Here is a 14137-nt window from a genome sequence, read left to right as displayed (position 1 = left end):
TCGTATTTCTCTTCTACAGAGTAAGATCTTTTGGACATAATAAATACTCCCCCATAAGCAGCCAGATTTATATTTTTAAATCTGTCTACCTATGGGGGAGCATATCATATCGTATGTGGGCTTCTCGGTCTTTCTCTTACAACACTTATATTTGCATTCGCATCTAATTTCATATTTCTGTTAATTGCTCGCTCTTTACAAGGAGTAGCCGCAGCTATCCCATGGACAGCAGGGCTAGCGCTACTTGCAGAAGTTTTTCCAAAAGAGGAACGAGGAAAAGTAATGGGGATAGTCATGTCAGGTCAAGCAGGTGGAGTATTGCTTGGACCACCATTTGGAGGGTGGCTATTTGAACTAGGTGGATACAGATTGCCTTTTTTCAGTGCAGCTGCAATTGCTCTATTTGTTGCGTTCATGAGCTTTATATTTTTGAGGCATGTACCAGAAATTAAGTCAGAAAGTTTCAGTTCGCCATTTAAAGTTTTACGTGATAAAAAAGTGTTAATGATTGCTGGAGTTGCTATTGTTGGTTCATCAGTCTTTGCGAGCATAGAGCCAACTTTGCCAATTCATATGAATGAAAATTTGAATGCTTCACCGGGAGTAATTGGGTTATTGTTTGTTATTGTTACTTTAACATATGGATTGTTTGCACCACTAATTGGTGCTTTGTCTACTCGTTATGGATATGTAAAAACAATTGTGTTCGGAATTGTGTTAGCGGCTATTGCATTGCCACTAAATGCACTACCAACAGTAATAGGAGCTCAGGTTATTACACTCGCATTGTTAGGTATTAGTCTCGGAATGATTTTAACACCAGCACTACCTATGTTAGCTGATATTACTCATGAAGCAGGTTACACATCTCAAGGTGTTACGTTTGCTACTTATAATACAGCTTATTCATTCGGGATGATGATAGGGCCAATAGTTGCAAGTGTTACCGCTGCAGCAGTTGGACTCAAGATAGCCTATATCGTACTTGGTTGTTTACTATTATTGTATTTGATCCCTCTACAGAAATTGAAATCAAGTGACACGTGATAACAGGGACTTTTAACTTTAAATGTGTTAATATTGTAAAAATTATAAATGAGAATTTTGTATTCTTAATGAAGAAAGGTATAAACTAGATGATTCAAATGTATAATGATCCACATGGAAGTGCATATAGAAGGTTAATTGATTATGCGATTGAACATACTGCTCAGTTTATGATTGTAATTCGAGAGGATATGCTTACACATAAGTCTTGTGATGAAGTGTTTAGTCAATTAGCTCCTTTTTTAGTGAGAACAGAGCGGTGTCATAAATTAATGGAACAATTAAGTGTAGCATATTCATATGAAGGTACGATTTATTTCTACGATTGTACTGAAGAAAGTGCAAAAGTTTTGAAATCAGTTGCGAATCGATTAGGAGATTGGCAACATCCTCATTTACCAGAAGATTTAAGTTTTCTTGATTCAGAAGGTCAGGAATGGCTAATTAACATCGCGCACGAGCAGATTAGGAAAATTAATGTTAGTGAAGAACAGGCAGAGATGATCTCATCTGAGATTGAAGGTGTGTTTCTTAAAGGAAACTTTAATGCTGATTTTGAGAGATTTATAGATGATGCCTATCGTCATAAAGTAGAAGAACTTCATATTTCGAGGCATGAGATTGATCAGTTACCAGATAAGTTATTTCATATGACTTCATTAAAGAAGCTTAAACTATTTGAACATAATATTAATCATTTACCACTAGGCCTATTTAACTTACAACAGCTAGAAGAGTTAATCATCTGGACAGAGGATTTAGAAGAAATTCCAGCAAAGATTAGCAATCTTAAAAATTTGAAGTATTTGCAAGTATACTGTGGTAGTTATTTTGAGCTTCAATCTGGTCAAACAGTAATTAAGAAAGAGGATGTTTCACTTTGTGAATTACCACCTGAGATCGGATTATTATCTAATTTGGAACATTTGTCTATTAACTATACTCGTTTGCATTCGTTACCTGATGAGTTTACACAACTGAAAAAGTTAAGAACATTAGATTTACGTAATAATATGTTTGATTCTACACCTAAAGTGATTGAAAAGATGCTAAATTTAAAATCGGTAAATTTTAAGTAGAAAAATAAAAATTAAAAATTTGAAGTTCATTTAACGTTATTTTTCAAAGTATGGTGAGCATTCCGATAAGGGGGAAACTTAAATGAAATCTGTTAACGTATTTCACTATGATGCATTTAGTAACGAGCCGAATAAAGGAAATCCAGCGGGTGTTGTATTAAATACGGATAGTCTCACAGATAAGCAAATGCAAGAAATAGCATTGAAAGTAGGATTCAATGAAACGACTTTCCCTGTTAAATCAGATGTTGCTGATATTAGGTTACGATATTTTACACCAGGACATGAGATGAGTCTATGTGGGCATGGGACAGTTTCTACAATCTATGCTTTAGCATCTAAAGGGATATTAAATAAGGAAGAAATTACAATTGAGACACGAGCTGGGATTTTACCAATTAAGTTAGACCGTAAAGATGATGAACATATAAATATTACGATGAAACAGGCTAATCCTAAGTTTGAACAATTTAATGAAGCGATTGACGAACTAGCTAAGTCAATCGGTCTAATGAAAGATGATCTTGATTTAGATTTACCGATTGTATACGGTAGTACAGGTACTTGGACGTTAGTCATTCCAATAAAAGAACTTAGTGCTTTCAAGAGAATGGAACCAAATAACAAATTATTTCCAAGTATTTTGAAAGAGATGCCTAATGCGTCCATTCATCCTTTTTGTTTAGAAACTGATGATGAGACAGCTGATATGCATGCAAGACATTTTTCATCACCTTATTCTGGTACGGTTGAAGATCCTGTAACAGGTACAGCATCAGGCGTATTAGGTGCATATTATGCTACATATATTAACAACAATGATGATGAGAAATTGAATTTACTCGTTGAGCAGGGACATGAAATTGGCAAGAAAGGGCAAGTGAAGGTGGCTGTTTCTAAACAAGAAAATGATTACGAAGTGGAGATAACAGGCAGTGCGGTTTATGTGAAGGAATTTGAAGTTCAAGTGGAAGAATGATGTTATGGGTAAAAAATATGTGATTGAAGTAATCATATAATTTGATTGTAATAAGTTGAGTTTCTAATAATTGTTTTATATATAATAAGGAAAGAACGCATTTTTTAAAATGAAAAATGCGTTCTTTTTTTAGATTGATTTAAAAGAGAACTTCTGGAATACTTGCTTCTGATCAGCTACTGAGCATTGCCATCACTGAAGTAGGTGCTATTCCTTATAATAGAAGTGCTTGTAAAATTTATATAATACTACATAGTCGTATATAAAGAGATATTCCAGGTATCACGTCAAAGAGCACTAGCCATCATGAATCGTTTCTGATTACATTAGAAATAATTTATTAGTAACTAACCTATGAATAATAGACCCAATTAGTGCACCTTAAAAGAAATTTTCTATTTCATAGCAATAGTGATGGAGAACACAGTCGTAATTAATGTTTGCTCTTATTAATCAAATCTTATTTCTTAATTGTAGTAGTGTATGAATAAATAAGGGAAGTCAATAATTAAAATCAAATAAATATAGTGGACTGCTGTTGAAGAGTAAGACATCTTCCAGTTTGTGGTGTGAGTAAAATAAGTTTTATTGTTAAACAAGAATATACGATGAAATTACATAGTAGGTGCAAGTGTACACTATTGGATTAATTCATCCTATAGTACCATAATTTACATCAGAAAATACGATTTTATACTCATATAATTCCTGTTATAATGTAAGAGAAGTAAGCGCAAGACGTCATACATCAGACATCTTGCATATTCTATTACTTCGCTTGTAAGCGCGTTCATAAAATGGTCGAGAGAGGAGAATGCAAGTGTCTAAGTTAACTAAAAAGCGCACAAGCCTAGCATTATCAGGTTTGCTAGTGTTTAATTTGTTTAATGCAGGTGTTATTTCTCAATCGTTTGCTGCTGAAACGTATGTAGAAACGTTTGATAATTCGAATGCAACAGGAAGCTATTCAACAAACTTATTTGAAGGAAATGATGAGGTAACATGGTCATATGTTGCTTCGCGTGATGAAGGTGACTATCCGATTGATGGTAAAGGAGTTATGCTACGCCGTAGTAGTGACACTAGTAGTATCACTTCTGGTCTAATTGAAGATGGTATTAGTTCATTTTCAGTAGATTTGAAGAAAGGTTTTACTGGAAGCGGTAATCGTCAAGTCGAATTATATATTAATGGTGAATTAAAAGGAACATCTGAAGCATTTGATGATACGGATGTTCACAACTTCTCGGTAGATAATTTAGATATTGCTGGTGAGGTTGAAATCAAACTCGTTAACGTAACAGAGAAACAAATTGTAATCGATAACATTAGTTGGACAAGCTTTGATGGTGAAGTTACACAAGCTTCGAAAGTAAAAGCTTCAATTGGTTCAGGAGAAGTTACAGAAGGTACAGAAATTGTATTATCAACTTCAACTGATGATGCATCTATTTATTATACGACAGATGGTTCAGAACCAACAGAAGAGAGCACATTATATGAAGCTCCAATTACTGTAAGTGAAGATGTAACAATTAAAGCGATTGCAGTAAAAGAGGGATTGGATGCTAGTAATGTAGGTTCATTTACGTATACTGTAAAAAAACCTCTTGAAGTTACATCTATCACAGATGTTCGAAATCTTGAAGTAGGTAGTGAAGCGAAGGTTGAGGGTATTGTCACTGCATCAATTGAAACTGGTGGACAAACAAACCTATTTGTTGAAGATGAAACAGGTGGTATTGTCGTACGTGGTGATATCAACGCAAATGTAGGTGACCGCATTTCTGCAGAAGGTTCATTGAATCAGTATTTTGATATGGCTCAGCTAGAAGTTGATGCTATCAATGTACTAGTAGAAAATGAAACTGTACCGGAGCCAAAAGTCATTACTTCTTCAGATTTAACTAGTGAGACAGGTGAAGCGGTAGAAGCTGAACTAGTTAAAGTTAAAAATGTAACGATTACTGATTTAGATAGTAACGGAAACTTCACAGGTATGGATGCAAATGGTGAGTTTAAGTTACGTCCACAAGATCGTAGTTTACTAGAAGTAGGCAAAACGTATGATGCAATTACGGGAGTAATCGACTATAACTACAGTGAGTATAAGCTTACACCTCGTTCTGCTCTAGATATTATCGAAGATACATTCTCAGTGATGGCGAACCCAGCATCAGGTGCAATTGAAGTTGGATCAACAGTTGAACTTTCAACATTAGTTGAAGACGGTGTGATTTACTATACAGTAGATGGTACGGAACCAACAACTGATAGTATTGTTTACAACACTCCGATTGAAATCACAGAAGATACAACACTTAAAGCAATTGTCGTAAAAGACGGAGAAACGAGTAAAGTGTCAACGTTTGACTACCAAACGATTTTAGCACTTGACTCTCTAGATATTCATGATATCCAAGGTGTTGGACATGTTTCTTTATATGATGGACAAGTTGTAAAGAATGTAAAAGGTATTGTTACACATGTAGATGGTTCAAGAGGATTCTTCATGGAATCACCTGAAGCAGATGATGATGTACGTACATCAGAAGGAATCTACGTTTATATTAAAGGCACAAATGTTGAAGTTGGTGACCTCGTTTCAGTGACAGGTGAAGTGGAAGAATTTAAACCTATGGGTTATGCTGACGCGAAGGATCTTTTAACGACTGAAATTAAAGCAACAGATGTAACAGTTGAAGCATCTAACCAAGAGCTACCAGCACCAGTTGTTATCGGCGAAGATCGCATACCTCCAACAAAGGTGATTGATAATGACGCATTTGCGCAATTTGACCCAGAAGAAGATGGCATTGACTTCTATGAAAGCTTAGAAGGTATGCGTATCGTGTTAAATGATGCGACTGTTGTTGGTCATCCGAAATACGAAGAAGTACCAGTCGTTGTGGAAAGCACGGTTGACTCACTTCGTACAGAAGCAGGTGGCGTAATTATTACACCTGAAGATGACAACCCTGAGCGCATCACGGTGAAAATAGGCAAAGACATGGATTTAAAAACAGGTGATAAGTTTGATGGTTCAATTACAGGGATTGTAACGTATGACTATAGCATGTTCAAACTAGAGATGACAGAAGATTTACCAGCAGTCATTGATAGTGGATTAGAACGTCCCGTAACAGACATTGAAAAAGCAGAGGATAAGTTAACGGTTGCATCTTATAACATTGAGAACTTCTCAGCAGAAACGGATCATGAGAAAGTTGAAAAGATTGCACAATCAATTATTGAAAACTTGAAGACACCAGATGTTGTTGGATTAATTGAAGTACAAGATAATGACGGTCCGACTGACAGTGGTTCAAGTGATGCAAGTAAATCATACGAAACGTTAATCGCAGCAATTGAAGCAGCGGGTGGACCAACGTATCACTATACAGATATTGCACCAGTGTACAATGAGGATGGTGGACAACCAGGTGGTAACATCCGTGTTGGTTACATTTACAATCCAGAGCGTGTAAGCCTTGTTGACAAACCAGCTGGTGATGCAACAACAGCAGTAGGTTATGATGAAAATGGGTTAACATTGAATCCTGGTCGTATCGACCCAACGAACGAAGCGTTTTCAAATTCACGTAAGTCACTTGCGGCAGAATTTGAGTTCAATGGTGAGAGAGTTGTTGTTATTGCGAACCACTTAAACTCAAAACGTGGTGATGGTGCAGCATACGGTAGTGAGCAACCAGTCGTATTAGGTAGTGTACCTAGCCGTATCGAAAAAGCAAAAGTGTTGAACGGATTTATCAATGATGCTTTAGCAGTGAATCCAGATGCGAACATCGTTGTGTTAGGTGATATGAATGACTTTGAATTTGCGGAATCAATGATTACATTAAAGGGAAATGTGTTAACGAATATGATTGAAGAGTTGCCAGCAAATGAACGTTACACGTACATTTACCAAGGGAACTCACAAGTGTTGGATCACATTTTAGTAACAAACAATGTTGCAGACAACACAGAAGTAGATATCGTTAACATTAATACAGACTTTACAGAAGCTTCAGGAGCAGCAAGTGATCATGACCCTATATTAATTCAAATGGACTTAACAAAAACTCCTGACGATAATGGCGATGGTGAATCAACTGACATTGAATCGGTTATTGCTGATTTCAAAGCAGGAGATGCTTCAGCACAAGAACTTGCAACAGAACTTGCTGAGTTAGTAATGTCAGAAGAAATTCAACCATCTGAAGCAAAGTCTTTAATTTCAAAAGTAGTGTTAGACGGTGTAACAGACAAGAAAACGATTAAGCATGTTAACACATCTGTTAACCACATCGAACGTGATTTAGCTAAGATGATTACAGAAGTGAACAAACATGGCGAATCAAAACTTTCTAAGTATGTAGATAAAGTAGAGAATGAATTAGAGAAAATTTTAAAGAGACTCTAATTAAAAAAAGTTATAGTTTAACAAACAAGCTTTTAGAATAAGATTGAAAAAAGTCATCTCTTGGAACTTAGTTTAAACGTTCTAAGGGATGACTTTCTTTTTATATAACAGTTGTAAGTGACAATTATATGAAGTGAATTTAAGTAGAATTCGTATATTCTGATATTTAATTTATAACCTTTACAAATTTAGCACTGCTTATCGCATCTGACTCAGGAATATATACATATGAAAAATCTTCAAATACCGCTTTTATCGGTACTTCAGATTCTAATTTGGATACGTTTTCCTCAGGACCTAACTTTTCTAATTTATCTAGATTATCTATTTTGTTTCCTAGAGCTTTCTTTAGCCGATCCTCATTTTCAATGCGAAAAGCTAATATATTGTATAACGTATGAGGAATTTTATTAGTAGAGTCAGTATTAACTCTAAAGATATAGTCGTCGTGTAGTTGGGAATAATATACTGAACCTTTTAACTCAAACTGACCATTAAAATTAACAAAGTAATTGGTGTTACCTGTATCTTGTTTTTCTTTCTTTACGTCTATTACAGTTAAACCTGAAACTTTGTCTCCACTGTTAATAGTTTCTCGGTTGAAAATTCCATACTTTTCAGTCAACTCTGTATCGACTAATGCTGTTAATTCTTCAATTATTCTATTATGTTCTTCTAATTGTTTTTCAATTAAAATCTTAGACTTAATTTCTTTAATTTCAAGTTCGGTGTGTAATTCTTGTATTTTGCTGTCTTTTTCCTTATTTTCACTGAGTAATTTCAAGTTTTTTGAATTTAGTTCTTGGTTTTCTAGTTTTAGCTGTTCATTTTCTTTCGATAATTGATCAATGTTATTGTTACAACCTGTTATTACTAATAAAATTATAGATAATAGCAGGAACATTACTTTTTTCATATTATCACCTCTAGGAAAATCCTAACAATAATAGATATTAGTGGTCAAGTGAATTTTTACAGATATTTGGATAAAGGATGAGTATAAAATGAGTGATTTTGCTAAAACACCAGAACCACCGTACTATGCGGTCATTTTTTCTACATGGAGAACAGAGGGAAACAATGGTTATAAAGAAATGGCAAGAAAGATGGTAGAGCTTGCTTCTCAACAGAATGGATTTCTAGGAGTTGAAAGTGCGAGGGAAGGTCAATTTGGAATAACTGTATCTTACTGGGATTCATTAGAAGCAATTCAAAATTGGAAGGAACATTCATTACATAAGGTTGCACAAGAAAAAGGTAAAAAAGAGTGGTATGCAACATTTAAGTTAAGAGTGTGCAAGGTAGAACGGGATAGTTATTTTGAAATGTAAGATTAATAGGAAATAGTTAAACTCACAGTGAAAGGAGTTTACAACAATATGACGAGGATTATGGTTGTTGGAGCTTCTGGGGTTCTAGGTAAATTAGTTTGTGATGAATTGCTTCGAATATTTAACAACGAGTTAAACTTAGTCATAACCGATTATAAAACAGAAAGAGGAAAAAAATTAGCTCGATCCTTTAATAATGAAGTTGAATTTCGATATTTAGATGTAAATAGTGAAGAGTGTGTAATGAAGGTAATAAAGGATATTGACATTGTAATCGTTGTAATAAAACAACAAAACCCTAATATTCAAAATGTTTGCATAACTAGATGTATCATATGTATTGATGTCACTCCTTTCTTTGACTTTGTAGGTAAAGTGAAACGGTTAGAACAAAATGAACTGAAAAATGGTGTATGTTCTATCGTAATGTCTGGATTTTTTCCTGGGTTATCTGGATTGATGATAAAAAAAGTAGCTACTGATTTTGATGACATAACTGAAATAAACGTAGGGTTATTACAAAATACAAATGCAAAAGCAGGTCTATCAGGCATATTAGACATGTTAAAAATAATTTCTCATCCAGTATATAATAATGATAATATTGTCGCAGGTTTTACTAAAAAGAGAAAGTTAATGTTCTTAGGGTATGACATAGAGCATGAAGTTAGGCTTATTGAGCATGCTGAAAAAAATCATTTCTATGAGGAATTTAAAACTAGAAACATAAACTACTGGACATCATGGAATAATGAAATTTCTAATGCATTAATATCATTGTTGAGAAAAATTGGTGTACTAGATAGAGTTCAAAAATTTAACGAGAATAAGTTACTTGCTAATCTAGTAAAGCATAACCCAAATAAAAATGAACATGCGTACCTTTCTGTTGAGGTTAAAGGAATTATAAATAAGCAAACATGTGTAAAAACATTAGCTGTAGCTACTTTCTCCGATTATTATACAACAGCAATGGTAACGGCAACTCTAGCTAAAATAGTTCAAAATAAAGAAATTAAAGGTGTTGTGTTACCTTCTGATATAACGAACTTCGATGAAATAATAGCTAAAATGAACTGTCCAGATATAACATTTAAAGAAATTAATAGATTAGTTTAGATTTTAGCTGAGTGACATTTTAAGTATTTGTTATATAAGAAAAAGGAGTAAGAACCTTATAAGGTTCTTACTCCTAGTAAAACTAGAATGCTAAATTATAATCATTCTTTAAATAACCTTTCTTTCACTATCAACAAGAACCAAAATGTATATGAAAGAAAAGTTATTATTAACATTACAATATTCCATAAAGGAAAACCTTCTCGAATACATATAAACACTAACCATCCAACACAAATTATTATAAAAAGCTGTAATACAGTATATAGTATAGATTTTTGATATGTGAAAAATATTTTAAAATCAATGTTTTCTATACTAGATTTTCTAATGTAAAAAAAATAAATTAATAGATGTAATAACAAACCCAAAAAAATAGTTCCTACAAAGCTTAAAGCTACAAATGCTACAAAAGCCATCCCATTATCGATTTCCTCAATAGAAGGTAAAGGTAATCTAGGTAATACATAAAGTAACGAAAAACTATATATTATTGAAAGACTCAAACTAGTAAAAAAATAGAGTTTTTTATTCATGAAAATTCCTCATACAACGGAGCGCTAATATTATTTTAACTTAATAATAATATCATCTAGCTGAATGTCTTTTTGTTTATCAGGATCTGAATAAAAAGTAGCTTTAGGTGATATAATGAGTTTTGTTGCGTTTGGATCAATTGTTTCAAACGTACGACTCCAATTAGTCTTATATTCACCATCACGCCAACCAGAATTATATTCACTTAAGTAGCTGTTACCTAAATCATCTTTAAGTTCAAATCTATTAGCGTCAATATCATCCCACTTATTTATGACATTTTCGTCGATTTTTTCATTATAGTAAACGATAAATGACATAGGTGTTACTAATATTTTTTCGACAGTTATTTTTACTCCATTTTGCTCAGTGCTGTCATTAACGACTATCATTTTGTTATCTAATGCGTTTATAGCAAAGTCAAACTTCCATTTCCCATTATATTGTTTCTTTGTTTCTCGATTGAAGAAACTATTGATCTCCCATTTAACATTGGCAGCTGTTGCTATTTCTCCATCAACGTTCGAAATAGTTTCTAAACCTACATATGTATTATTATCAATCTTAGCAATTTGAGTGGTTCCTGACTCCTTAATCGCTCCGACTATATCTGCTGAATCATCTAAGTTTGGTCGTTTACCTAAATCACGTTTGCTTTCTATAGTATAAGTGAAGAAAACAGTTTTTCCATCAAACACTGCTTCATTGATTGTGACTTTAATGCCATTACTTTCTTTAGTTAAGTTTATTTCAGTAGAGTGCTTTTTATAATCATCATAAAGACCTGGTTTGTGATCATCAAAGAGGCGTGTATTGTCATTATCTAAATATTTGAAGATATCTTCTACATGTGAATTACTTTCAGCATAAATTGGAAGTGTGTTACCAAATGCAGAAAAAGTCAAGCCAGTGATTATCGTTCCTACAGCAAGTTTCCTTTTGAAATTTTTCAAAATCTCTCTCCTCCTAATTACGTATAGTTATTTTTGTAATTTCAAAACCGAACAAAAAAAGCTTGTTACAAATTATGAGAAAAAAATTATAGGTTTGATCAAGTATCATATATATCTATAAGAATATAATACATATAGTGGTAATGATATTAACATTCTTTATGATTTCACATATATGAACGAGATACTGCTATCATTATTTGTTCAATAAACAGTATTTTGTAAACCTTCATTTATGAGTGAGTGAATAACGATATAATTACATAAAAGGTTAATAATGTCAATTATGAGTTTGTAAGCTTATTAAAGGTAGTAACGGAAATATTAAATTATATATCGTGATTTAACTTAATTTGGATAAATCTTGTGTTTTAAGTTGAGTTAATTAATAATTAACATATAATACCTTATTCTGTTAATTTGATTGGAATAGTGCAAAACACAATAATTTGTATACGATTTTTTGGAGAAGCAAATCGCGAAGATGAATAAACTTTATATAGTCAGTTCAGAGATTCAATAGTATATAAGGTTACATACCAAATACTTTTAAAAGTATTTTAAACAATGTTGAAAAAATTATCGGGGTTGTTAGGGATAATTATTATTTCATTTGTAACATTTCAAATTATTATTATTATTAATCAAGGTCAATACCTTAGCTTGGAATCTTTATGAAATTCTAATTATGAGTGAGGGAATTAACACAAACGTAATGAAATTAATGGAGTATAAGATAGACTGAAAGTTAAAGTCTCAGCATCTTGTGAAGATAAAACAACAAATTACAATTTGAAAATGGTGACCTTACATGTCGAATAGTTTAACAATACGAACATATGAAAATACTGATTTTTTAGCTATTAAAAACTACGATTTACCTGAAAAACAAGCGATCTATACATCTTTACCTTTAGATGTAGTTAGTGAATTACAAAACGATCAACATAAACAGCCGTATGTAATTCAATTAGGAAATGATTTGATTGGTTTCTTTGCCTTATATACTGATGAAGCAAGCAATATCTATACAAGTAATAAGCATGCAATCCTCTTTAAGTCTTTCTCTATCGATTCACGTTATCAGAATAAAGGATATGCGTTTAATGCATTAAATTTGTTACCAAAAATCATAAAGAAAAATTTTTCACAAAAAAACGAAATAATTTTAACATTTCATCATACAAATACACCAGCAAAAAATTTGTATACTAAAGCTGGTTTTTCTGATAAAGGCTTGAGGTTTAATGGTGAATATGGAGAAGAATTAATATTTCATTTTGATTTAACACTTGTTAACTGAGGCTAAGACTCTCACTTCTAAACTTAGAAAAGTCAAAAAGTTTAAATGGGAAAGTGTCTTGGTAATCCCCTTGTGGTAGCAATCGTAAGTAATTATCTGACTGGATTAATTTACCTCGGGTGGGATAAAGAAAAATAATTAACACAGCCCGTTATTTTTGCCGTGAATTAAAATGGTTTTTGGAGGGATCAGGATGAAAAAACATTTTTTTATCATACCATTGACATTAATAATATTCATGACAGGCTGTAATCAAACTGAGCTTAAAGAACAAGTTGAACAGTTAACTGAGGAAAATGTAGTACTCGTAGCGCAAGTGTCGAATTTACAAGACGATATAAGAAAACAAGAAAGAAAAATTAAAGATTTAAATATAGACGTAGCGGTAAGTGAACGAAATATTAAAAAATTAGATGTTAATCTAGAGATAAGTAAAGACACAAATTCAAAATTAGAAAGAGAAATTGAAGCAATAATTAATGAAATAGGTGAAGCAAAGTTTGCAGAACAATATGGTATTTATAATTTAAGTACGGTTTCAAAAGGAATGAGAGTGAGGGACCTGACTGTAACTGATGTAACAAAGAAGGAGCATGAAGAGTATCCTCCGAATTATTTTGTTGATTTTGATGGTCAATTTGAAGTGAGCGGATCCATTTATCATTCTCAAGTCGCTGATAGTATTGTATTTTCTGTTCATCCAAATTCAATTAAAAATATGCCAAGAACAGTATCACAAGCAGAAAGTGAACATATCGTCTTCAACGTTTCGAATACGGATGAATTAAAAGAAAGATTAGGTGATAAATTAGCAGAATTAGATGGTTTAGATGGACAAATGCAAATGAGAGCAGTATTTGAGGATTATACATTTCTTATTATGCATGCAACTGATGCAATTAGTTATGCTAAGTTAGTTGAAATCGTTTCCTTTGATTGAATATTATTTTTTAACAAGTGCATGTGATTTCATCGCTAGTTCTATAGCTTCAACTATTGTATATTTCATCATTATAGAATCCAATTTATCGAGATTTGTTATATATAAGCATGTTTAGCAAACGATAATCTTCATGTTATAACTTCTATGTTTCGTTCAATCTTTGCAACAACAACTTGTTCATTGCTAATAATCATGTGTGTATAAATATTATTAGAAAAAAACTATAGTTCACCAGTTAAGTTGTGTGTCTCTTCTCTAACTTCTGGGTCATCCAGAAAATTTTCACCTGTCGTTATAGAGGTTATTGCAAAATATAAAAATCCTATAAAGAAAAGAATAAGAAGCATTGAGCAAATTGTAACCAGTGATATGAGTGTTATTTTTCTAAAAGAATAATATTTCTTTTTAATAAGTTGCATG

General features: G+C 32.7%; 11 protein-coding genes. 8 read left to right on the top strand and 3 right to left on the bottom strand.

Annotation, left to right across the window (positions count from 1 at the left end; translation table 11 throughout):
• The first annotated feature begins 69 nt into the window (after window positions 1–69).
• From BFG57_RS05915 to BFG57_RS05900, 4 genes are all read left to right on the top strand, one after another.
• The gene (locus tag BFG57_RS05915; RefSeq protein ID WP_083249098.1) at window positions 70–1047 is read left to right on the top strand and encodes an MFS transporter; all 978 of its coding nucleotides are present in this window, start codon (window positions 70–72) and stop codon (window positions 1045–1047) included.
• Between the two features lie 89 nt (window positions 1048–1136).
• Window positions 1137–2126: a leucine-rich repeat domain-containing protein gene (locus BFG57_RS05910; protein ID WP_069716545.1), complete on the top strand. Its 990-nt coding sequence runs from the start codon at window positions 1137–1139 to the stop codon at window positions 2124–2126.
• A gap of 82 nt (window positions 2127–2208) precedes the next feature.
• Entirely contained in the window at window positions 2209–3105 is an 897-nt protein-coding gene (locus BFG57_RS05905; protein WP_069716544.1) for a PhzF family phenazine biosynthesis protein, read from the top strand.
• Window positions 3106–3925: 820 nt separating this feature from the next.
• On the top strand, window positions 3926–7531 hold the full coding sequence (locus BFG57_RS05900; protein ID WP_069716543.1) for a chitobiase/beta-hexosaminidase C-terminal domain-containing protein: 3606 nt from the start codon (window positions 3926–3928) through the stop codon (window positions 7529–7531).
• Window positions 7532–7697: 166 nt separating this feature from the next.
• On the opposite strand, the gene BFG57_RS05895 is transcribed toward BFG57_RS05900, so the two are convergent.
• The gene (locus BFG57_RS05895; RefSeq protein ID WP_069716542.1) at window positions 7698–8447 is read right to left on the bottom strand and encodes a hypothetical protein; all 750 of its coding nucleotides are present in this window, start codon (window positions 8445–8447) and stop codon (window positions 7698–7700) included.
• An 88-nt stretch (window positions 8448–8535) separates the two neighbouring features.
• On the opposite strand from BFG57_RS05895, the gene BFG57_RS05890 reads away from it, so the two are divergent.
• Together BFG57_RS05890 and BFG57_RS05885 are read left to right on the top strand one after the other, a co-directional pair.
• A complete protein-coding gene (locus BFG57_RS05890) occupies window positions 8536–8862 on the top strand; it encodes an antibiotic biosynthesis monooxygenase family protein (protein ID WP_069716541.1) in 327 nt (108 codons plus the stop codon).
• A gap of 48 nt (window positions 8863–8910) precedes the next feature.
• Window positions 8911–9981 carry a saccharopine dehydrogenase NADP-binding domain-containing protein gene (locus tag BFG57_RS05885; RefSeq protein ID WP_069716540.1) on the top strand — a complete coding sequence of 357 codons (1071 nt, stop codon included), beginning with the start codon at window positions 8911–8913 and terminating at the stop codon, window positions 9979–9981.
• Window positions 9982–10082: 101 nt separating this feature from the next.
• Here BFG57_RS05885 and BFG57_RS05880 read toward each other — a convergent pair whose 3' ends face one another.
• Both BFG57_RS05880 and BFG57_RS05875 read right to left on the bottom strand, forming a co-directional pair.
• Complete coding sequence (locus BFG57_RS05880; protein ID WP_069716539.1) at window positions 10083–10517, bottom strand: hypothetical protein; 435 nt, start codon at window positions 10515–10517, stop codon at window positions 10083–10085.
• A 30-nt stretch (window positions 10518–10547) separates the two neighbouring features.
• Window positions 10548–11471, bottom strand: a complete 924-nt coding sequence (locus BFG57_RS05875) for a DUF4179 domain-containing protein (RefSeq protein WP_069716538.1) — start codon at window positions 11469–11471, stop codon at window positions 10548–10550.
• An 811-nt stretch (window positions 11472–12282) separates the two neighbouring features.
• Between BFG57_RS05875 and BFG57_RS05870 the strand changes: the two genes are divergently transcribed.
• Window positions 12283–12774 (top strand): GNAT family N-acetyltransferase, encoded by a 492-nt coding sequence (locus BFG57_RS05870; protein ID WP_069716537.1) that lies wholly within the window; start codon window positions 12283–12285, stop codon window positions 12772–12774.
• 193 nt (window positions 12775–12967) lie between these two features.
• Entirely contained in the window at window positions 12968–13714 is a 747-nt protein-coding gene (locus BFG57_RS05865) for a coiled-coil domain-containing protein (protein ID WP_069716536.1), read from the top strand.
• Window positions 13715–14137 lie beyond the last annotated feature (423 nt).

This window comes from Bacillus solimangrovi (genome assembly GCF_001742425.1).
GTDB lineage: Bacteria > Bacillota > Bacilli > Bacillales > Bacillaceae_N > Bacillus_AV > Bacillus_AV solimangrovi.
The sequence above is the reverse complement of the archived record's forward strand: the minus strand, read 5'-3'. Positions and strand labels throughout refer to the sequence as shown.